Genomic DNA, 17,769 nt, shown 5'->3' with positions numbered 1-17,769 from the left:
CGCGGTCGGCGATGCCGCCCACCCCCGCGGACACGACCTCGGTGAGGCGGCTGGGACGGCCCACTCAGTCGTCGGGCTCGTCGGCGAGGGCGTCCATGGCGCGGTCGGTGATCTCCTCGACCGACCCGACGGCGTCCACCCGCACCGCGATGTCCCGGTAGTGCTCGATCAGCGGCTCGGTCTCCGAGCGGTAGACCTCCTGGCGGTGCCGGATCGTCTCCTCGGTGTCGTCCGAGCGGCCGCGCGAGGTGAGGCGCTTGACGAGCTCCTCGTCGTCGACCTCGAAGACGAGCACGGCGTCGAGACGCTGGCCGAGCTCGCCCAGGACGTCCTCGAGCTCGCGGGCCTGCGCGGCGTTGCGGGGGAAGCCGTCGAGGAGGAAGCCCTCCTGCGCGTCGGGCTGCGCGAGACGGTCCTTGACCATCTTGACGGTCACCTCGTCGGGCACCAGGTCGCCCGCGTCGACGTAGCGCTGGGCCTCCTTGCCGAGGTCCGTCTCGTTCTTCATGTTCTCGCGGAAGATGTCGCCGGTGGAGATGTGGGGCGCGTCGAGACGCTCGGACAGCCGCGCCGCCTGCGTTCCCTTGCCCGCTCCCGGCGGGCCCACCAGCACGATCCTCACGACGTCACTCCCTCGACCCACACCGGTGCTGTCCCTCGCTGTGCTGCGCCGACGAAGCGGTCAGCGCAGGAAACCCTCGTAGTTGCGCTGCATCAGCTGGCTCTCGATCTGCTTCACCGTGTCCAGCCCGACGCCCACCATGATCAGAACAGCCGTGCCCCCGAAGGGGAAGTTCTGGTTCTGTCCTTGACCGGTCAGGCCCAGGAAGAAGTTCGGCAGGACGGCGATGATGCCGAGGTAGATCGAGCCCGGCAAGGTGATCCGCGACAGCACGTAGCTCAGGTACTCGGCCGTCGGCCGCCCGGGCCGGATGCCGGGGATGAACCCGCCGAACTTCTTCATCTCGTCGGCACGTTCCTCGGTGTTGAACGTGATCGACACGTAGAAGTACGTGAAGAAGATGATGAGGGCGAAGTACAGGAGGATGTGCAGCCAGTTGGACTGGTTGGCCAGGTACGTCTGCACGAACCGGGAGAAGCCCGAGTCCTGGTTGCCCGTGATCCGCGAGAGCAGGTCGGGCAGGTAGAGCAGCGACGAGCCGAAGATGACCGGGATGACGCCGGCCTGGTTGACCTTCAGCGGCAGGTACGTCGAGGTCCCGCCGTACATCCGGCGCCCGACCATCCGTTTCGCGTACTGCACCGGGATGCGCCGCTGGCCCTGCTCGACGAACACGACGCTCGCGATGATGACGAGGCCGAACGCGCAGACCACGGTGAAGGCGAGGCCGCCGGCGTTCTGGAGGATCGTGTTGCCCTCGGCGGGGATGCGGGCCGCGATCGAGGTGAAGATCAGCAGCGACATGCCGTTGCCGACCCCGCGCTCGGTGACGAGCTCGCCGAACCACATGATCACCGCGGTGCCGGCCGTCATGACGATGACGATGACCGCGAGGTCGAAGATGTCGGCGTCGGGCAGGATCGGGAACTGCGCGGGGTCGCAGTCCTGGAAGAGCTGGTTGCGGTCGGCCAGGGCCACGATGCCGGTCGACTGCAGGACCGCCAGGGCGATGGTCAGGTAGCGCGTGTACTGCGTGAGCTTGCCCTGACCGCTCTGCCCCTCCTTCTTGAGCTGCTCGAAGCGGGGGATCACGACCGTCAGCAGCTGGACGATGATGCTCGCCGTGATGTAGGGCATGATGCCCAACGCGAAGATCGACAGCTGGAGCAGCGCCCCGCCGGAGAACAGGTTGATCAGCGAGTAGACGCTCGCCGCGTCACTGCCCTGGACCTGCCGCAGGCACTCCTGCACGTTCGAGTAGGAGACGCCGGGCGCCGGGAGGGTGGCCCCCAGGCGGTAGACGGCGACGATGCCGAGCGTGAACAGGATCTTCTTGCGCAGGTCCGGTGTGGCCAGGGCTGACCGCACGGCGCCGAGCACTCGGACCTCCAGATGTCGTTCGGCCACGGAGCGCGCTCTGGGCCGCGCCGGCCGGGTGTCCAGGCCCCGCGCCGCGAACGGGCGCCGGGAGCCGGGGCGGGCCGGTCGAACCGGCCCGGGGCGAGACTACACGGGGACACACGACCGGCCCCGGGCCGCTCCTGGTGCGGAGCGGCCACGGGGCCGGCGGGCGTCGGGAGTACTGCTACTCGACGACGGTGGCGCTGCCGCCCGCGGCGGACAGCTTCTCGCTCGCCGAGCCCGAGAAGGCGTGCGCGCTGACGCGCAGCGCCACCGAGCCGACCTCGCCGGTGCCGAGCACCTTGACGGGGTGGCCCGGACGCACGGCGCCGGCCGCGACGAGCTCGGCCGGACCGACCTCGCCGCCGTCGGGGAACAGACGCGCCAGGTCGCCGACGTTGACGACCTGCGAGACCACCTTGTTGCGGTTGCGGAAGCCCTTGAGCTTCGGCAGGCGCATCTGCAGCGGCATCTGGCCGCCCTCGAACGACGAGGGGACGGTCTTGCGGGCGCCGGTGCCCTTCGTGCCGCGACCGGCGGTCTTGCCCTTCGAGGCCTCACCGCGACCCACGCGGGTCTTCGCGGTCCTGGCCCCGGGCGCCGGACGCAGGTGGTGCAGCTTGATGGGCGAGTCACCCATTGCCGGACACCTCCTCCACCGTCACCAGGTGACGGACAGTGTTGATCAGTCCGCGGTTCTGGGGCGTGTCGGGACGGACGACGCTCGCGCCGATCCGTCGCAGTCCCAGCGACCGCAGGGTCTCGCGCTGGTTGCGCTTCCCACCGATCTCCGAGCGGGTCTGCGTGACCTTGAGGTCGGCCATCACGCCCCCTGCCCGGCACGGGCACGCAGCATGCGCGCCGGCGCCACGTCCTCGATCGGCAGGCCGCGACGGGCGGCGACGGCCTCGGGCACCTGGAGGGCCTTCAGCGCCGCCACGGTGGCGTGCACGATGTTGATCGCGTTCTGGCTGCCCAGGGACTTGGACAGCACGTCCGCGATCCCCGCGCACTCCAGCACCGCGCGCACCGGGCCACCGGCGATGACACCGGTACCGGGGCTGGCCGGACGCAGCAGGACCACGCCCGCCGCCTCCTCGCCCTGCACGGGGTGGGTGATGGTGCCGCCGACACGGGGGACGCGGAAGAAGTTCTTCTTCGCCTCCTCCACGCCCTTCGCGATCGCGGCGGGCACCTCCTTGGCCTTGCCGTAGCCGACACCGACCATGCCGTCGCCGTCACCGACGACGACCAGGGCGGTGAAGCTGAAGCGCCGGCCGCCCTTGACGACCTTGGCCACGCGGTTGATGGCGACGACCCGCTCGAGGTGCGGGGTGCGGTCCTGCGACCGGTCGCGGCCGCCCTGCTGGCGGTCCCGGCCGGCGCTCCCGCCCTGGCGCTCGCCGCCCTGCTGGTTGGAGCCGGCCGGTCCGTCGCGCCGAGTGCGTCCCGGCATCAGGGGTTCCTTCCGTTGCTGTTCACGGGGGTCGCGGTCATCAGAACTGCAGACCCCCCTCGCGGGCCGCATCCGCGAGCTGCGCGATGCGGCCGTGGTACCGGCGACCGCCGCGGTCGAAGACGACCGCGTCGATGCCCTGCTCCTTGGCGCGGGACGCGACGAGCTCCCCGACCTTGGCGGCCTGGGCCTTCTTGTCGCCCTCCATCCCGCGGACGTCGGCCTCCAGGGTGGAGGCGTGCGCGAGCGTGTGGCCGGCGATGTCGTCGACCACCTGCGCGGTGATGTGCCGCGTGGAGCGGGTGACGACCAGGCGCGGGCGCGACGGCGTGCCGGCGATCTTCTTGCGCAGCCGGACGTGGCGCCGGGTGCGACCCGCGCGGCGGGTCTCCGAGACGTTCTTGCCCAGGTGGCCCCGGGCCTTGCTCGTCGGCGCGGCCGTCGTCGTGGTGCCGTTGTTCTCAGCCATCACTTGCCCGTCTTCCCGACCTTGCGGCGGATCTGCTCGCCGGCGTAGCGGACGCCCTTGCCCTTGTAGGGGTCGGGGCGGCGCAGCCACCGGATGTTCGCGGCGACCTGGCCGACGAGCTGCTTGTCGATGCCCTGGACCGAGAACCGCGTGGGGCTCTCGACCGCGAACGTGATCCCGTCCGGCGGCGTGATCTTCACCGGGTGGCTGAAGCCCAGCGCGAACTCGAGGTCCGAGCCGCGGAGCTGCACGCGGTAGCCGACGCCGTGGATCTCGAGCTTGCGCTCGAAGCCCTGCGACACGCCCTGCACCAGGTTGTTGAGCAGGGAGCGGGACAGGCCGTGCAGCGCGCGGCTCTCCCGCTCGTCGTCGGGACGCTGGACGGAGAGCACGCCGTCGTCGAGCGAGACCGTGATGGGCTCGTCGACGACGTGGCTCAGGGTGCCCTTGGGCCCCTTCACGGTGACCTCACGACCGTCGACGTTGACGTCGACGCCCGACGGCACGGTGATCGGGGCCTTGCCGATGCGTGACATGGTTCGGTTCCCCTTCCCGCTACCAGACGAAGGCGAGGACTTCCCCGCCCATCCGTCGCTGGTGGGCCTGCCGGTCGGTCAGGAGCCCGGACGACGTCGAGATGATCGCGACGCCGAGGCCGCCGAGCACCCGCGGGAGCTCGTTCGACTTCGCGTAGACGCGCAGGCCGGGCTTGGAGACCCGCTTGATGCCGGCGATGCTGCGCTCGCGGTTCGGCCCGTACTTGAGGTCGACCACGAGGGACTGGCCCACGGTGGCGGCCTCGGTGCGGTAGCCGGCGATGTAGCCCTGGTCCAGCAGGACCTGCGCCACGTGCGCCTTGAGCTTGCTGTGCGGCATGGTCGCGCTCTCGTGGAACGCCGAGTTGGCGTTGCGGATGCGCGTGAGCATGTCCGCGATCGGGTCGGTCATCGTCATGACCAGGTCACCTTCCTCGCCGTGGTTCCCCGGGTGGCGCGCGAGCGCGCGCTCCCGATGGCGGGCCTGCGGCGTGCGGAGCTTCTGTCAGCGGTCGTACGGACGCGCGGCGCCGTGGGATTCACCGTGCCGTCGAGCAGGTGCTCGCGGTGGGCGACGCGCTGGATGAGGCGCAGGAGCGCGGGGTCGATCGCACCCTCGCGCGGGGCGTCCTCGTCGAGGTCCCGGGAGTCGTGCACCGACCTCACCAGGAGGCCTTGCTCACGCCCGGGAGCTCGCCCCGGTGCGCCATCTCGCGCAGGCAGACCCGGCAGAGCCCGAACTTGCGCAGCACCGCGCGGGCACGCCCGCACCGGTTGCAGCGGGTGTAGCCGCGCACCGCGAACTTCGGCTTGCGCGCGGCCTTGTTGACCAGTGCCTTCTTCGCCATCTCAGTTCTCCCTGAACGGGAAGCCGAGCTGACGGAGCAGCGCCCGGCCCTCCTCGTCGGTCGTCGCGGAGGTGACCACGGTGATGTCCATCCCCCGCGGCCGGTCGATCGAGTCCTGGTCGATCTCGTGGAACATGGTCTGGTCCGAGAGACCGAACGTGTAGTTGCCCGACCCGTCGAACTGCTTCGGCGAGAGGCCGCGGAAGTCGCGGATGCGCGGCAGGCCGATGGTCAGCAGCCGGTCCAGGAACTCCCACATGCGCGCACCGCGGAGGGTGGCGCGGGCGCCGATCGGCATGCCCTCGCGCAGCTTGAACTGCGCGATGGACTTGCGGGCCCGGCGGATCTCCGGCTTCTGGCCGGCGATGAGGGTGAGGTCGCGGACCGCGCCCTCCATCAGCTTCGAGTCGCGCGCGGCCTCGCCGACACCCATGTTGACGACGACCTTGACGACGCCGGGGATCAGCATCGGGTTCGCGTACCCGAACTGCTCCTGCAGCGCCTGCTTGATCGCGTCGTGGTAGCGCTGCTGCAGCCGCGGACGGGTCGTCTCGGGAGCTTCGGTACTGGTCACGAGAGGTCCTTCCCGCTGCGCCGCGAGACGCGCACGCGCTTGGGCTCGCCCTCGCCACCGGCGCGGGTGCCGACGCGGGTCGGCTTGCCGTCGGCGTCGACGACCATCACGTTCGACGCGTGGATCGGCGCCTCCTGCGTGACGATCCCGCCGCTCTGGGCACCGCGCTGGTTGGCCGACTGGGCGGTGTGCTTCTTGATCCGGTTGACGCCCTCCACGAGCACGCGCTCGCGGTCCGGGTAGGCCTGGATGACCTTGCCCTTGGCGCCCTTGTCCTTGCCGGCGATGACGACGACCGTGTCGCCCTTCTTCACCTTCATCTGCTACAGCACCTCCGGCGCGAGCGAGATGATCCGCATGAACCTCTTGTCGCGCAGCTCGCGGCCCACCGGGCCGAAGATGCGGGTCCCGCGGGGCTCACGGTCGTTCTTGATGATGACGGCGGCGTTCTCGTCGAATTTGATGTACGAGCCGTCCGGGCGGCGCTTCTCCTTGCGGGTGCGCACGACGACGGCCTTCACGACGTCGCCGCGCTTGACGCCCGAGGCCGGGATGGCCTCCTTGACCGTCGCCACGATGACGTCGCCGATGCCCGCGTACCGCCGGGAGGACCCGCCGAGCACACGGATGCACAGGATCTCCCGTGCACCGGTGTTGTCGGCGACCCGGAGTCGCGACTCCTGCTGGATCACTTCGTCTCTCCTGACCTACCCGCACGCGGCGGATGGTTTCGGGTTGCTACTTGGCCTTCTCGAGGATCTCGACGAGACGCCAGCGCTTCGTGGCCGACAGCGGCCGGGTCTCCATGAGGAGCACGCGGTCGCCGGGGCCGGCGGTGTTGTCCTCGTCGTGCGCCTTGACCTTCTTCGTGCGCCGGATGACCTTCGAGTAGCGCGGGTGCTTCACCCGGTCCTCGAGGCTGACGACGATGGTCTTGGCCATCTTGTCCGAGACGACCAGGCCCTCGCGCACCTTGCGCAGGCCGCGGTCGTCGTTGCGGGCCTGCGCCGGGCTCTGCTGGGCGTTCTCGCCCTGCTTCACCTCGGAGCGGACCTGCTGCTCCTCGTCACGCTCCGGGGCCGACGCCCCCGAGCTGGTCTGAGTGGATCCCTGGGGCTGCTCGCTCATGCCGCTCCCTCCTCATCGGGGGCGACCGACAGGCCGAGCTCACGCTCGCGCATCACCGTGTAGATGCGCGCGATGTCGTGGCGCACGGTCCGCAGTCGACGGTTGTTGTCCAGCTGCCCGGTCGCCATCTGGAAGCGCAGGTTGAACAGCTCGGCCTTGGCCTCGCGGGCGCGGGCCACGAGCTCCTCGCTCGTGAGCTCGCGCAGCTCGGCGGCGGGGGTTCCGGCGGCCATCAGAAGGTCTCCTCACGGCTCACGATGCGGCAGCGCATCGGCAGCTTGTGCTGCGCGCGGCGCAGGGCCTCGCGGGCCGTCGCCTCGTTGGGGTAGCTCATCTCGAACATGACCCGGCCCGGCTTCACGTTCGCCACCCACTTCTCGGGCGAGCCCTTCCCGGAACCCATGCGGGTCTCGGCCGGCTTCTTGGTCAGCGGCCGGTCCGGGAAGATGTTGATCCACACCTTGCCGCCACGGCGGATGTGCCGCGTGATGGCGATACGGGCGGACTCGATCTGCCGGTTGGTGACGTAGGCGTGCTCCAGGGCCTGGATGCCGTAGTCGCCGAAGGACATCTGGGTGCCGCCCTTGGCGGCGCCCGTCCGGTCCGGCCGGTGCTGCTTGCGGTACTTGACCTTGCGGGGGATCAGCATGGCGTCAGGACTCCGTCTGCGTGCTGGCCTCGGGGGCGGCGCCCGCGGGGGCCCCGCCCGTGCTGGCACCGGCGGTCTCGTTGGCCTGCTCGGCGGCGGCGCGCCCGGCCTCGGTGCTCGTGCCCGTCGTGCCCGAGGAGCCGGAGCGACGCCCGCGGGGACGGTCACCGCGGTCGCCGCGGTTGCCGCGGCCACCGCGCGGGTCGCGCTGCGCGGCGTCGAGCGCGGCCTGGCGCTCCGACTCGCGCTTCCCGCCGACGACGTCGCCCTTGTAGATCCAGACCTTCACGCCGATGCGGCCGAAGTTGGTCCGGGCCTCGAACAGGCCGTAGTCGATCTCCGCGCGCAGCGTGTGCAGCGGCACGCGCCCCTCGCGGTAGAACTCCGAGCGGGACATCTCGGCGCCGCCGAGACGGCCGGAGCACTGCACCCGGATGCCCTTGACGCCCGGGCTGCGCATGGCCGACTGCATGGCCTTGCGCATCGCGCGCCGGAACGACACGCGGTTGGACAGCTGCTCGGCCACGCCCTGCGCGACGAGCTGCGCGTCCGCCTCGGCGCCCTTGACCTCGAGGATGTTGAGCTGGACCTGCTTGCCGGTCAGCTTCTCGAGGTTGCCGCGCAGGCGGTCGGCCTCGGCGCCGCGGCGGCCGATGACGATGCCGGGGCGCGCGGTGTGGATGTCGACGCGGACGCGGTCGCGAGTGCGCTCGATCTCGACCTTGGAGATGCCGGCGCGCTCCATGCCCTTCGAGAGCATGCGGCGGATCTTGACGTCCTCGGCGACGTAGTCGGCGTACTGCTTGTCGGCGTACCAGCGCGACTTCCAGTCGGTGGTGATGCCGAGGCGGAAGCCGTGCGGGTTGATCTTCTGGCCCATCAGCGGCCACTCCTCTTCGCGCGCGGACGGCCGCCCTGCGCCGCGGCGACCTCGGTCACCTCGACGTAGATGTGGCTGGTCCGCTTCCGGATGCGGTACGCCCGGCCCTGCGCGCGGGGCTGGAACCGCTTCATGGTCGGACCCTCGTCGACCGTGATCGTCGAGATCACGAGCTTCGCCGGGTCCAGGTCGAAGTTGTTCTCGGCGTTGGCCACCGCGCTCGCGACGACCTTGGCCACCGGGCCGGCCGCCTTCATCTCGGCGAACTCCAGCACCGAGGCGGCCTGGCCGACGGGCATGCCGCGGACGAGGTCCACCACGCGGCGGACCTTCATCGGCGACATGCGCACGTAGCGCGCCCGCGCGACGGCCCCGCGGGGGTCCGTGGCGGTGTCGGCTGCTGCGGTCATTCGGACGTACCTTCCTTGTCTCGGGCCATGGGGAATCCCGCGCTCGCCCGTCGTCTAGCGACGACGGGAGCGGCGGTCCTCCTTGACGTGCCCGCGGAACGTGCGGGTCGGGGCGAACTCGCCGAGCTTGTGCCCGACCATGGACTCCGAGACGAACACCGGGACGTGCTTGCGCCCGTCGTGGACGGCCAGCGTGTGGCCGATCATGTCCGGGATGATCGTCGACCGCCGGGACCAGGTCCGGATGACGGTCTTGCGGTTGGCCTCGTTGAGCGCGTCCACCTTCTTGAGCAGGTGGTCGTCGACGAACGGGCCCTTCTTGAGACTGCGTGGCATCGCTTCGCTCCCTCCTGCTCTCGTCAGCGCTTCTTGCGGTTCTTGCCGGTCTTGCGGCGGCGCACGATCATGCGGTCGCTCGCCTTCCGGGTCCGGGTGCGGCCCTCGGGGGTGCCGGCGGGGTTGACCGGGTGGCGACCACCGGAGGTCTTGCCCTCACCACCACCGTGCGGGTGGTCGACCGGGTTCATCGCGACACCGCGGACCTGCGGGCGCTTGCCGCGCCAGCGGTTGCGGCCCGCCTTGCCCCAGTTGATGTTCGAGTGCTCGGCGTTGCCGACCTCGCCGATGGTGGCGCGGCAGCGGACGTCGACGTTGCGGATCTCGCCCGAGGGCATCCGCAGCTGGGCGTACGGCCCGTCCTTCGCGACCAGCTGGACGCGGGCGCCGGCCGAGCGGGCGATCTTCGCGCCGCCGCCGGGGCGGAGCTCGATCGCGTGGATCACCGTGCCGGTGGGGATGTTGCGCATCGGCAGGTTGTTGCCCGGCTTGATGTCGGCCCTGGGGCCGGCCTCGACCGTGTCGCCCTGCCCGAGGCGCTCGGGCGCGATGATGTAGCGCTTCTCGCCGTCCAGGTAGTGCAGGAGGGCGATGCGCGCGCTGCGGTTCGGGTCGTACTCGATGTGCGCGACCTTCGCCGGCACGCCGTCCTTGTCGTGGCGACGGAAGTCGATGACGCGGTAGGCCCGCTTGTGGCCGCCGCCCTGGTGCCGGGTGGTGATGCGCCCGGTGACGTTGCGGCCGCCCTTGTTGTGCAGCGGGCGGATCAGCGACTTCTCCGGGTGGTCGCGCGTGATCTCGGCGAAGTCCGAGACGCTCGCGCCGCGCCGCCCGGCGGTCGTCGGCTTGTACCTGCGGATTCCCATGGTCAGCTCCCTGCCCCGGGCGCGCCGAACACGTCGATGGTCCGGCTCTCGGGCGTCACCGTCACGACCGCGCGCTTGGTGTCCTTGCGCTTGCCGAAGCCGCGGCGGGAGCGCTTGCGCTTGCCCTCGCGGTTCAGCGTGTTCACGCTGGCCACCTGCACGTCGAAGATCTCCTGGACGGCGATCTTGATCTGCGTCTTGTTCGCGTCCGGCTTCACCAGGAAGGTGTACTGGCGCTCCTCCAGGAGGCCGTAGCTCTTCTCGGAGATGACCGGCGCGATGATCACGTCTCGCGGGTCGGCGATCACTTCTCGACCTCCTGTCCACCCGCGGTGCGGGCGGCCACGAACGCCTCGAGCGCGGCGGTCGTGAAGACCACGTCGTCGGCGCGCAGGACGTCGTAGGTGTTCAGCTGGTCCGGCGCGAGCTGGTGGACCGCCGGCAGGTTGGCCACGCTGCGGCGCGCGGCCTCGTCGTCGCGGGCGATGACCGCGAGGACCGTGCGGTGCTCCCGGCTCGGCGTCACGACCGCCTCGAGCGCGCTGCGCGCACCCTTGGTGGACGGGGCCGTGCCGTCGACGAGCGCCGAGAAGACGTGGATGCGCTCGTGACGGGCGCGGTCCGACAGCGCGCCGCGCAGGGCCGCCGCCTTCATCTTCTTCGGGGTCCGCTGGTCGTAGTCGCGCGGCGTCGGTCCGTGGACGGTGCCGCCGCCGGTGAACTGCGGCGCGCGCACCGAGCCCTGGCGGGCGCGGCCGGTGCCCTTCTGGCGGTACGGCTTCTTGCCGCCGCCGCGGACCTCGCCGCGCGTCTTGGTGTCGTGCGTGCCCTGGCGGGCCGCCGCGAGCTGCGCGGTGACGACCTGGTGCATCAGCGCGGTGCTGGCCGGGGCGTCGAACAGCTCGCCCGGGAGCTCCGCGGTGCCGTCGGTGCCGCCCGCGGGGGTGTGCACCGGGACCGAGCGGGTCTCGCCGGCGGCCTGCGCGTGGCGGTCGCGGCGGGCGAGGCGGCGGGCCTCACCGGCCGAGTAGCCCGACCGGCGCGCGGTCCGCAGGGTCGCGGTGGCGGCCGTCGTGGTCGAGCCGGTGCCGGCGTCGACCTGCTCGGCCGCGTCGGGGCCCTCGGCCTCGGTCGGGCCGGGGGTGTGGCCGTCGGCGGCCCGGGAGGAATCAGGCGAGGTCACTGGGCACCGCCCTTCGCGGGATCGACCTTGCTGGCCGTCGTGACGAGGACCAGGCCGCCGCGCGGGCCCGGAACGGCGCCGCGGATCAGCAGCAGGCCGGCGTCGGCGTCGACACCGTGCACGGTCAGGTTCTGGGTCGTGGTCTTGACGTGGCCCATGCGGCCGGCCATCCGCGTGCCCTTGAAGACGCGCGCGGGGGTGGCGCAACCGCCGATGGCGCCGGGCGAGCGGTGCTTGCGCTGCGTGCCGTGGCTGGCCCCGAGGCCGCCGAAGCCGTGGCGCTTCATGACACCGGCGGTGCCCTTGCCCTTGCTCGTGCCCGAGATGTCGACGACGGCGCCGGCGGAGAACACCTCGGCGGTGACCTCCTGGCCGACCTCGTAGTCGCTCGCGTCGCTCGTGCGGAGCTCGGCGAGGTGGCGCCGCGGGGTCACGCCGGCCTTGGAGAAGTGGCCCGTCTCGGGCTTGTTCACCTTGCGCGGGTCGATCGCGCCGTAGGCGATCTGGACGGCGTTGTAGCCGTCCACCGAGGGGGTGCGGACCTGCGTCACGACGCAGGGACCGGCCTTCACGACGGTCACGGGGACGACGCGGTTGGCCTCGTCGAAGACCTGGGTCATCCCGACCTTGGTGCCGAGGACGCCGCTCATCTTCCGCTCCGGCTTGGCCGGGTGGGTGTGTGCTGCAGCTGCGTTGGTCACGGCCGGCCTCACTGGATGTTCACGTCGACGCTCGCCGGCAGGTCGATGCGCATGAGCGCGTCCACCGTCTTCGGCGTCGGGTCGACGATGTCGATCAGTCGCTTGTGCGTGCGCATCTCGAAGTGCTCGCGCGAGTCCTTGTACTTGTGCGGCGAGCGGATGACGCAGTAGATGTTCTTCTCGGTGGGCAGCGGCACGGGCCCGACCACGGAGGCGCCGGTGCGCGTCACGGTCTCGACGATCTTCCGAGCCGACGCGTCGATCGCTTCGTGGTCGTAGGCCTTGAGCCGGATGCGGATCTTCTGTCCCGCCATGGTGGCTTTGCCGTTCCTCTTCTCGTCCCACCCGGGGCATGCGCCCCCGGTGGCTGGCCAGGTTCTCGAGACGCCCCGGTGCGTGCCGGCCGGAATCGCCTTCCCGACCGGGACCGTCGCCGGTCCACGCGGTCGGGCGTGTCGAATCCGTCGCCGGGCTCCGCCCCGCGCTCGCGCGCGCTGCGGGCCCGCGGACCTCGCGCTGTTCAACGTGTGTCCGTCCCGCGCCCCCGTCGGGGACCGGCACGGTGGCTCTCCCGGCGCGTGGCTGGCACGGCCGGGCGACCCGGATCCAGTGGTGTGGCTCTCGGACCCCTGCTCACAACAGGGCGGCCGGCTCGATACCGCATGAGCCGGCCGCCCCGTGCGAACTAGGACTCCAGTGTCGCACGGCCGCTGTCGCGGCCACGCACCGGGGGTCCCGGAGAGAGACCTACTTGTGGATCTTCGTGACCTGACCGGCGCCGACCGTCCGACCACCCTCACGGATGGCGAACTGGAGGCCCTCCTCCATGGCGATCGGCTGGATCAGCTGGACGGACATCTCGGTGTTGTCACCGGGCATGACCATCTCGGTGCCCTCCGGCAGCGTCACCACGCCGGTGACGTCGGTGGTCCGGAAGTAGAACTGCGGGCGGTAGTTGTTGAAGAACGGCGTGTGCCGCCCGCCCTCGTCCTTGCCCAGGATGTAGACCTGGCCCTCGAACTCCGTGTGCGGCGTGATCGAGCCGGGCTTGCCGATGACCATGCCGCGCTCGACGTCCTCGCGCTTGATGCCGCGCAGGAGCAGGCCGACGTTGTCGCCGGCACGCCCCTCGTCGAGGAGCTTGCGGAACATCTCGATGCCCGTGGTGGTGGTCTTCGTCGACTTCGCGCGGATGCCGATGATCTCCACCTCCTCGTTCACCTTGACGATGCCGCGCTCGACGCGGCCGGTGACGACGGTGCCGCGGCCGGTGATCGTGAAGACGTCCTCGACGGGCATGAGGAACGGCTTGTCGGTGTCACGCTCCGGCGACGGGATGCTGTCGTCGACGGCGTCCATCAGCGACATGATCGCGTTGCCCCACTCGGCGTCGCCCTCGAGCGCCTTGAGCGCCGAGACGCGGACGACGGGGAGGTCGTCGCCGGGGAAGTCCTGCGAGGACAGGAGCTCGCGGACCTCCATCTCGACGAGCTCCATGATCTCCTCGTCGTCGACCATGTCCGCCTTGTTCAGCGCCACCACGATGTAGGGGACGCCGACCTGGCGGGCGAGCAGCACGTGCTCGCGGGTCTGCGGCATGGGGCCGTCGGTGGCGGCCACCACGAGGATGGCGCCGTCCATCTGGGCCGCGCCGGTGATCATGTTCTTGACGTAGTCGGCGTGCCCGGGGCAGTCGACGTGCGCGTAGTGACGCTTCTCGGTCTGGTACTCGACGTGCGCGATCGAGATGGTGATGCCGCGCTGCCGCTCCTCGGGGGCCTTGTCGATCATGTCGAACGCCGAGGCCTGGTTGAGGTCGGGGTACTTGTCGTGCAGCACCTTGGTAATCGCCGCGGTGAGCGTCGTCTTCCCGTGGTCGATGTGACCGATGGTGCCGATGTTGACGTGCGGCTTGGTCCGCTCGAACTTGGCCTTCGCCACTGCTCTCGTCCTCCTGGACTGTTCTTTCCTGACCCGTCCCTCGTGTGGTGGGCCCGGGTCGGGTGGTGCTCGTCGGTGTGGGTCCTGCCGTGTCTCGGAGGACCGAGAGGGCCGTCACGAGGCTAGCGAAGCCCGTGTGACGGCCCGCGACCTGGTCCGCGGCCCGGGACGCACCCGGGCCGCGGACCCGCGTCACTCGCCGGTCGCCTTGGCGATGATCTCCTTGGCCACGTTGGCCGGGACCTCCGCGTAGGAGTCGAACTGCATGGAGTAGTTCGCCCGGCCCTGGGTCCGCGACCGCAGGTCGCCGACGTAGCCGAACATCTCCGAGAGCGGGACGATCGCGCGCACGATGCGCCCGCCGCCGGTCCGCTCCTCCATGGCCTGGATCTGGCCACGGCGGGAGTTGAGGTCGCCGATGACGTCGCCCATGTAGTCCTCGGGCGTCGACACCTCGACGGCCATGACGGGCTCGAGCAGCGCGGGGTCGGCCTTGCGGGCCGCCTCCTTGAGCGCCATCGACCCGGCCACCTTGAACGCCATCTCCGACGAGTCCACCTCGTGGTACTGGCCGTCGAGCAGCGTCAGCTTCAGGCCCACCAGCGGGTAGCCGGCCAGGACGCCGTACTGCATGGCGTCCTGCGCACCCTCGTCCACCGACGGGATGTACTCCCGCGGCACACGGCCACCGGTCACCTTGTTGTCGAACTCGTAGAGCGGGCCGTCGGCCGTCTTCTCCAGCGGCTCGAGCTTGATGATGACGCGGGCGAACTGCCCCGAGCCACCGGTCTGCTTCTTGTGCGTGTACTCGTGCTTGTCGACCGTGCGCCGGATGGTCTCGCGGTAGGCCACCTGCGGCTTGCCGATGTTGGCCTCGACCTTGTAGTCGGACTTCATCCGGTTGACCAGCACCTCGAGGTGGAGCTCGCCCATCCCCGAGATGATCGTCTGTCCGGTCTCCTCGTCGAGGTTGACGCGGAACGTGGGGTCCTCGTCGGCGAGACGCTGGATCGCGGTCGAGAGCTTCTCCTGGTCGGCCTTCGACTTCGGCTCGACCGCCACGGAGATGACCGGCTCCGGGAAGGTCATCGACTCGAGGATCACCGGGTTCTGCGGGTCGCAGAGGGTGTCACCCGTCGTCGTGTCCTTGAGGCCCACCACCGCGTAGATGTGGCCGGCACGGGCCTCGTCGACCGGGTTCTCCTTGTTGGAGTGCATCTGCAGCAGCTTGCCGATGCGCTCCTTGCGGTCCTTGGTCGAGTTGATGATCTGCGTGCCCTGGGCGAGCTTGCCCGAGTACACGCGGACGTAGGTCAGCTTCCCGTAGAACGGGTGCGCGGCGATCTTGAACGCGAGGGCCGAGAACGGCTCGTCCGTGGTCGCGTGGCGCTGCACCTGGGTCTCGCCGTCGAGCAGCGTGCCGTTGACGGCCGGGACGTCGGTCGGCGCCGGCAGGTAGGCGATGACGGCGTCGAGCATGGGCTGCACGCCCTTGTTCTTGAACGCCGAGCCGCAGATGATCGGGTAGTAGTCGCCGGTGACCGTCACGGCGCGGATGCCGTGCTCGATCTCCTCGACCGAGAGCTCCTCGCCGGCGAAGTAGCGCTCCATGAGCGCCTCGTCGTTCTCGGCGATCGACTCGATCAGCGCGGTGCGGTACTCCTCGACCTGGTCGGCCATCTCGGCCGGGATCTCCTCGACGGCGTAGTCCTCGCCCTTGGAGACCTCGCCGCGCCAGGTCAGCGCACGCATGCGGACCAGGTCGACGACCCCGTAGAAGTCCGACTCCGACCCCATCGGCAGCTGCAGGACCAGCGGCTTGGCGCCGAGGCGGTCCTTGATCGTCTGCACGGTGAAGTAGAAGTCCGCGCCCAGCTTGTCCATCTTGTTGACGAAGCAGATGCGCGGGACGTTGTAGGTGTCGGCCTGACGCCACACCGTCTCGGACTGCGGCTCGACGCCCTCCTTGCCGTCGAAGACGGCGACCGCGCCGTCCAGGACGCGCAGGGAGCGCTCGACCTCGACCGTGAAGTCGACGTGACCGGGCGTGTCGATGATGTTGATCTGGTGGTCTTTCCAGAAGCAGGTCGTCGCGGCGGACGTGATCGTGATGCCGCGCTTCTGCTCCTCCTCCATCCAGTCCATCGTGGCCGCGCCGTCGTGGACCTCACCGATCTTGTAGTTGATGCCGGTGTAGAACAGGACGCGCTCGGTCGTCGTGGTCTTGCCCGCGTCGATGTGGGCCATGATCCCGATGTTGCGGACCTTGCCCAGATCGTTCAGCACCTCGCGTGCCACGGAATTCCTCTTCCCGTCGGTTCGTCGCCGCGGGTCCCGCGGCGGGTGTTCTCGGACCGAGCGGGCCCGGTGGGTGGGTCGCACCCCCGGGCCCTGCCGGTCACCAGCGGTAGTGCGCGAACGCCTTGTTCGACTCCGCCATCTTGTGCGTGTCCTCGCGGCGCTTGACGCTGGCGCCGAGACCGTTCGACGCGTCGAGCAGCTCGTTCGTGAGCCGCTCGATCATCGTCTTCTCCCGGCGCGCCCGGGAGTAGGTGATCAGCCAGCGCAGGCCGAGCGTGGTCGAGCGGCCGGCGCGGACCTCGATCGGCACCTGGTAGGTCGCGCCACCGACGCGGCGGCTGCGGACCTCGAGGGCCGGCTTGACGTTGTCCAGCGCCCGCTTGAGCGTGACGACGGGGTCGGCGCCGTTGCGCTCGCGGCAGCCCTCCATCGCCCCGTAGACGATGCGCTCGGCCAGCGAGCGCTTGCCGTCGACGAGCACCTTGTTCACGAGCTGCGTCACGAGCGGCGACCCGTAGACCGGGTCGGCGACGAGCGGACGCTTCGGAGCGGGTCCCTTGCGCGGCATGTCAGCTCTTGTCCTTCTTCGTCCCGTAGCGGCTGCGGGCCTGCTTGCGGTTCTTGACCGCCTGCGTGTCCAGTGCACCGCGGATGATCTTGTAGCGGACGCCCGGCAGGTCCTTCACACGACCGCCGCGCACGAGCACGATCGAGTGCTCCTGCAGGTTGTGGCCCTCACCGGGGATGTAGGCCGTGACCTCGATGCCGTTCGAGAGCCGGACGCGCGCGACCTTGCGCAGCGCGGAGTTCGGCTTCTTCGGCGTGGTGGTGTAGACGCGCGTGCAGACGCCGCGGCGCTGCGGGCTCCCCTTGAGAGCCGCGGTCTTGGTCTTCTCGACCTTGTCCTCGCGGCCCCGGCGGACCAACTGCTGGATGGTGGGCATCGACCGGCTGTTTCCGTTCCTCTGCTGCGCTCTATTCGGGCTCGCTTGCCCCGCGACACGGCACGCCGGCGGCGGACCGCCCCGTCATCGGGGGCGCCAGGGTCCTCGAGACTCTTCGGACCGGCGCACCGCACATCCGGGGCACGCGGAGCGACCCGACCACGTCGGGCACTGTGCACCAGGGTACGCGCGTGCGTCAGGGCACGTCGCAGCGGGTCGGATCAGGGTGCCGGACGCCGCTCGCAGCGGCCCGGCGACGCCGTCGGTGTCCTGCGCCGCGACCCCTCGGACGTCCTCGACCCCCGCCAGCGACGGGAGCCATGCCGACGCGGGTGGCTGCACCGCACCGACCGGACTGGGCAAGGATACCCGCGCGTCCCGTCGCTGCAAGCGATACCCGCGCCCACCAGCTCGAGATCAGCAGGTCGAGAGGCACCGCGCGGACCCCTCCCGGGGTGCGTTGCGGCCTGGTGATCAGTCGCGGACGGCGAACGGCGGAGCTGCCCGCACACGACGGAGGGCGC

Annotated in this window: 27 protein-coding genes; all 27 read right to left on the bottom strand. The window is 70.5% G+C overall.

Annotated elements, in window-relative coordinates; all coding sequences use genetic code 11:
* Positions 1-64: 64 nt before the first annotated feature.
* Positions 65-622: an adenylate kinase gene (locus tag ACYX4T_RS22930; RefSeq protein ID WP_476011536.1), complete on the bottom strand. Its 558-nt coding sequence runs from the start codon at positions 620-622 to the stop codon at positions 65-67.
* Between the two features lie 60 nt (positions 623-682).
* Positions 683-2,002 (bottom strand): preprotein translocase subunit SecY, encoded by a 1,320-nt coding sequence (gene secY / locus ACYX4T_RS22925; RefSeq protein ID WP_476015353.1) that lies wholly within the window; start codon positions 2,000-2,002, stop codon positions 683-685.
* Between the two features lie 205 nt (positions 2,003-2,207).
* On the bottom strand, positions 2,208-2,663 hold the full coding sequence (gene rplO / locus ACYX4T_RS22920; protein WP_476011535.1) for a 50S ribosomal protein L15: 456 nt from the start codon (positions 2,661-2,663) through the stop codon (positions 2,208-2,210).
* Complete coding sequence (rpmD, locus tag ACYX4T_RS22915) at positions 2,656-2,847, bottom strand: 50S ribosomal protein L30 (RefSeq protein ID WP_274200583.1); 192 nt, start codon at positions 2,845-2,847, stop codon at positions 2,656-2,658. The genes rplO and rpmD overlap by 8 nt, the downstream gene beginning before the upstream one ends.
* Complete coding sequence (rpsE, locus tag ACYX4T_RS22910; protein ID WP_274229886.1) at positions 2,847-3,479, bottom strand: 30S ribosomal protein S5; 633 nt, start codon at positions 3,477-3,479, stop codon at positions 2,847-2,849. Before rpsE ends, rpmD begins: the two co-directional genes overlap by 1 nt.
* Positions 3,480-3,519: 40 nt before the next feature.
* Positions 3,520-3,948 carry a 50S ribosomal protein L18 gene (gene rplR / locus ACYX4T_RS22905; RefSeq protein WP_476011534.1) on the bottom strand — a complete coding sequence of 143 codons (429 nt, stop codon included), beginning with the start codon at positions 3,946-3,948 and terminating at the stop codon, positions 3,520-3,522.
* Entirely contained in the window at positions 3,948-4,484 is a 537-nt protein-coding gene (rplF, locus tag ACYX4T_RS22900; RefSeq protein ID WP_476011533.1) for a 50S ribosomal protein L6, read from the bottom strand. Before rplF ends, rplR begins: the two co-directional genes overlap by 1 nt.
* Positions 4,485-4,503: 19 nt before the next feature.
* Positions 4,504-4,902 carry a 30S ribosomal protein S8 gene (gene rpsH, locus ACYX4T_RS22895; RefSeq protein WP_476011532.1) on the bottom strand — a complete coding sequence of 133 codons (399 nt, stop codon included), beginning with the start codon at positions 4,900-4,902 and terminating at the stop codon, positions 4,504-4,506.
* Positions 4,903-5,146: 244 nt separating this feature from the next.
* Positions 5,147-5,332 (bottom strand): type Z 30S ribosomal protein S14, encoded by a 186-nt coding sequence (locus ACYX4T_RS22890; protein WP_116708473.1) that lies wholly within the window; start codon positions 5,330-5,332, stop codon positions 5,147-5,149.
* 1 nt (position 5,333) lies between these two features.
* Complete coding sequence (rplE, locus tag ACYX4T_RS22885; protein ID WP_476011531.1) at positions 5,334-5,906, bottom strand: 50S ribosomal protein L5; 573 nt, start codon at positions 5,904-5,906, stop codon at positions 5,334-5,336.
* Positions 5,903-6,226, bottom strand: a complete 324-nt coding sequence (rplX, locus tag ACYX4T_RS22880) for a 50S ribosomal protein L24 (RefSeq protein WP_274229892.1) — start codon at positions 6,224-6,226, stop codon at positions 5,903-5,905. Before rplX ends, rplE begins: the two co-directional genes overlap by 4 nt.
* Positions 6,227-6,229: 3 nt before the next feature.
* A complete protein-coding gene (gene rplN, locus ACYX4T_RS22875; RefSeq protein WP_116708470.1) occupies positions 6,230-6,598 on the bottom strand; it encodes a 50S ribosomal protein L14 in 369 nt (122 codons plus the stop codon).
* A gap of 46 nt (positions 6,599-6,644) precedes the next feature.
* A complete protein-coding gene (rpsQ, locus tag ACYX4T_RS22870; RefSeq protein ID WP_476015352.1) occupies positions 6,645-6,947 on the bottom strand; it encodes a 30S ribosomal protein S17 in 303 nt (100 codons plus the stop codon).
* Positions 6,948-7,030: 83 nt separating this feature from the next.
* Positions 7,031-7,267 carry a 50S ribosomal protein L29 gene (rpmC, locus tag ACYX4T_RS22865; protein WP_274229893.1) on the bottom strand — a complete coding sequence of 79 codons (237 nt, stop codon included), beginning with the start codon at positions 7,265-7,267 and terminating at the stop codon, positions 7,031-7,033.
* Positions 7,267-7,683 carry a 50S ribosomal protein L16 gene (gene rplP / locus ACYX4T_RS22860; protein WP_133829614.1) on the bottom strand — a complete coding sequence of 139 codons (417 nt, stop codon included), beginning with the start codon at positions 7,681-7,683 and terminating at the stop codon, positions 7,267-7,269. The genes rpmC and rplP overlap by 1 nt, the downstream gene beginning before the upstream one ends.
* 4 nt (positions 7,684-7,687) lie before the next feature.
* The gene (gene rpsC, locus ACYX4T_RS22855) at positions 7,688-8,563 is read right to left on the bottom strand and encodes a 30S ribosomal protein S3 (protein WP_476011530.1); all 876 of its coding nucleotides are present in this window, start codon (positions 8,561-8,563) and stop codon (positions 7,688-7,690) included.
* A complete protein-coding gene (gene rplV / locus ACYX4T_RS22850; protein WP_476011529.1) occupies positions 8,563-8,973 on the bottom strand; it encodes a 50S ribosomal protein L22 in 411 nt (136 codons plus the stop codon). The genes rpsC and rplV overlap by 1 nt, the downstream gene beginning before the upstream one ends.
* 54 nt (positions 8,974-9,027) lie before the next feature.
* Positions 9,028-9,309 (bottom strand): 30S ribosomal protein S19, encoded by a 282-nt coding sequence (gene rpsS / locus ACYX4T_RS22845; protein ID WP_116708465.1) that lies wholly within the window; start codon positions 9,307-9,309, stop codon positions 9,028-9,030.
* 23 nt (positions 9,310-9,332) lie between these two features.
* Entirely contained in the window at positions 9,333-10,175 is an 843-nt protein-coding gene (rplB, locus tag ACYX4T_RS22840; RefSeq protein WP_476011528.1) for a 50S ribosomal protein L2, read from the bottom strand.
* A 2-nt stretch (positions 10,176-10,177) separates the two neighbouring features.
* Positions 10,178-10,483 carry a 50S ribosomal protein L23 gene (gene rplW / locus ACYX4T_RS22835; RefSeq protein WP_274229896.1) on the bottom strand — a complete coding sequence of 102 codons (306 nt, stop codon included), beginning with the start codon at positions 10,481-10,483 and terminating at the stop codon, positions 10,178-10,180.
* Positions 10,480-11,127, bottom strand: coding sequence for a 50S ribosomal protein L4 (gene rplD, locus ACYX4T_RS22830; protein WP_476015351.1), 648 nt, complete (start codon positions 11,125-11,127; stop codon positions 10,480-10,482). Before rplD ends, rplW begins: the two co-directional genes overlap by 4 nt.
* Before the next feature lie 227 nt (positions 11,128-11,354).
* Positions 11,355-12,008, bottom strand: a complete 654-nt coding sequence (rplC, locus tag ACYX4T_RS22825; protein ID WP_476015350.1) for a 50S ribosomal protein L3 — start codon at positions 12,006-12,008, stop codon at positions 11,355-11,357.
* Positions 12,009-12,067: 59 nt separating this feature from the next.
* Entirely contained in the window at positions 12,068-12,373 is a 306-nt protein-coding gene (gene rpsJ / locus ACYX4T_RS22820; RefSeq protein ID WP_116708461.1) for a 30S ribosomal protein S10, read from the bottom strand.
* Positions 12,374-12,806: 433 nt separating this feature from the next.
* Positions 12,807-14,000 (bottom strand): elongation factor Tu, encoded by a 1,194-nt coding sequence (gene tuf / locus ACYX4T_RS22815; RefSeq protein ID WP_476011527.1) that lies wholly within the window; start codon positions 13,998-14,000, stop codon positions 12,807-12,809.
* A 192-nt stretch (positions 14,001-14,192) separates the two neighbouring features.
* Entirely contained in the window at positions 14,193-16,298 is a 2,106-nt protein-coding gene (gene fusA, locus ACYX4T_RS22810) for an elongation factor G (RefSeq protein WP_476011526.1), read from the bottom strand.
* Positions 16,299-16,398: 100 nt separating this feature from the next.
* Positions 16,399-16,869: a 30S ribosomal protein S7 gene (gene rpsG / locus ACYX4T_RS22805; RefSeq protein WP_274200568.1), complete on the bottom strand. Its 471-nt coding sequence runs from the start codon at positions 16,867-16,869 to the stop codon at positions 16,399-16,401.
* A 1-nt stretch (position 16,870) separates the two neighbouring features.
* Positions 16,871-17,245 carry a 30S ribosomal protein S12 gene (gene rpsL / locus ACYX4T_RS22800; RefSeq protein WP_116708457.1) on the bottom strand — a complete coding sequence of 125 codons (375 nt, stop codon included), beginning with the start codon at positions 17,243-17,245 and terminating at the stop codon, positions 16,871-16,873.
* Between the last annotated feature and the right edge of the window lie 524 nt (positions 17,246-17,769).

It is taken from the genome of Actinomycetospora sp. ABD4_176 (genome assembly GCF_056311855.1).
The sequence above is the reverse complement of the archived record's forward strand: the minus strand, read 5'-3'. Positions and strand labels throughout refer to the sequence as shown.

What these genes read in the sequence shown, in the direction of transcription:
- rplO (WP_476011535.1), bottom strand. Translation starts at nt 2,663, where the DNA reads ATGGGTGACTCGCCCATCAAGCTGCACCACCTGCGTCCGGCGCCCGGG.
- rpmD (WP_274200583.1), bottom strand. Translation starts at nt 2,847, where the DNA reads ATGGCCGACCTCAAGGTCACGCAGACCCGCTCGGAGATCGGTGGGAAG.
- rpsE (WP_274229886.1), bottom strand. Translation starts at nt 3,479, where the DNA reads ATGCCGGGACGCACTCGGCGCGACGGACCGGCCGGCTCCAACCAGCAG.
- rplR (WP_476011534.1), bottom strand. Translation starts at nt 3,948, where the DNA reads ATGGCTGAGAACAACGGCACCACGACGACGGCCGCGCCGACGAGCAAG.
- rplF (WP_476011533.1), bottom strand. Translation starts at nt 4,484, where the DNA reads ATGTCACGCATCGGCAAGGCCCCGATCACCGTGCCGTCGGGCGTCGAC.
- rpsH (WP_476011532.1), bottom strand. Translation starts at nt 4,902, where the DNA reads ATGACGATGACCGACCCGATCGCGGACATGCTCACGCGCATCCGCAAC.
- ACYX4T_RS22890 (WP_116708473.1), bottom strand. Translation starts at nt 5,332, where the DNA reads ATGGCGAAGAAGGCACTGGTCAACAAGGCCGCGCGCAAGCCGAAGTTC.
- rplX (WP_274229892.1), bottom strand. Translation starts at nt 6,226, where the DNA reads ATGAAGGTGAAGAAGGGCGACACGGTCGTCGTCATCGCCGGCAAGGAC.
- rpmC (WP_274229893.1), bottom strand. Translation starts at nt 7,267, where the DNA reads ATGGCCGCCGGAACCCCCGCCGCCGAGCTGCGCGAGCTCACGAGCGAG.
- rplP (WP_133829614.1), bottom strand. Translation starts at nt 7,683, where the DNA reads ATGCTGATCCCCCGCAAGGTCAAGTACCGCAAGCAGCACCGGCCGGAC.
- rpsC (WP_476011530.1), bottom strand. Translation starts at nt 8,563, where the DNA reads ATGGGCCAGAAGATCAACCCGCACGGCTTCCGCCTCGGCATCACCACC.
- rplV (WP_476011529.1), bottom strand. Translation starts at nt 8,973, where the DNA reads ATGACCGCAGCAGCCGACACCGCCACGGACCCCCGCGGGGCCGTCGCG.
- rpsS (WP_116708465.1), bottom strand. Translation starts at nt 9,309, where the DNA reads ATGCCACGCAGTCTCAAGAAGGGCCCGTTCGTCGACGACCACCTGCTC.
- rplB (WP_476011528.1), bottom strand. Translation starts at nt 10,175, where the DNA reads ATGGGAATCCGCAGGTACAAGCCGACGACCGCCGGGCGGCGCGGCGCG.
- rplC (WP_476015350.1), bottom strand. Translation starts at nt 12,008, where the DNA reads ATGAGCGGCGTCCTCGGCACCAAGGTCGGGATGACCCAGGTCTTCGAC.
- rpsJ (WP_116708461.1), bottom strand. Translation starts at nt 12,373, where the DNA reads ATGGCGGGACAGAAGATCCGCATCCGGCTCAAGGCCTACGACCACGAA.
- rpsG (WP_274200568.1), bottom strand. Translation starts at nt 16,869, where the DNA reads ATGCCGCGCAAGGGACCCGCTCCGAAGCGTCCGCTCGTCGCCGACCCG.
- rpsL (WP_116708457.1), bottom strand. Translation starts at nt 17,245, where the DNA reads ATGCCCACCATCCAGCAGTTGGTCCGCCGGGGCCGCGAGGACAAGGTC.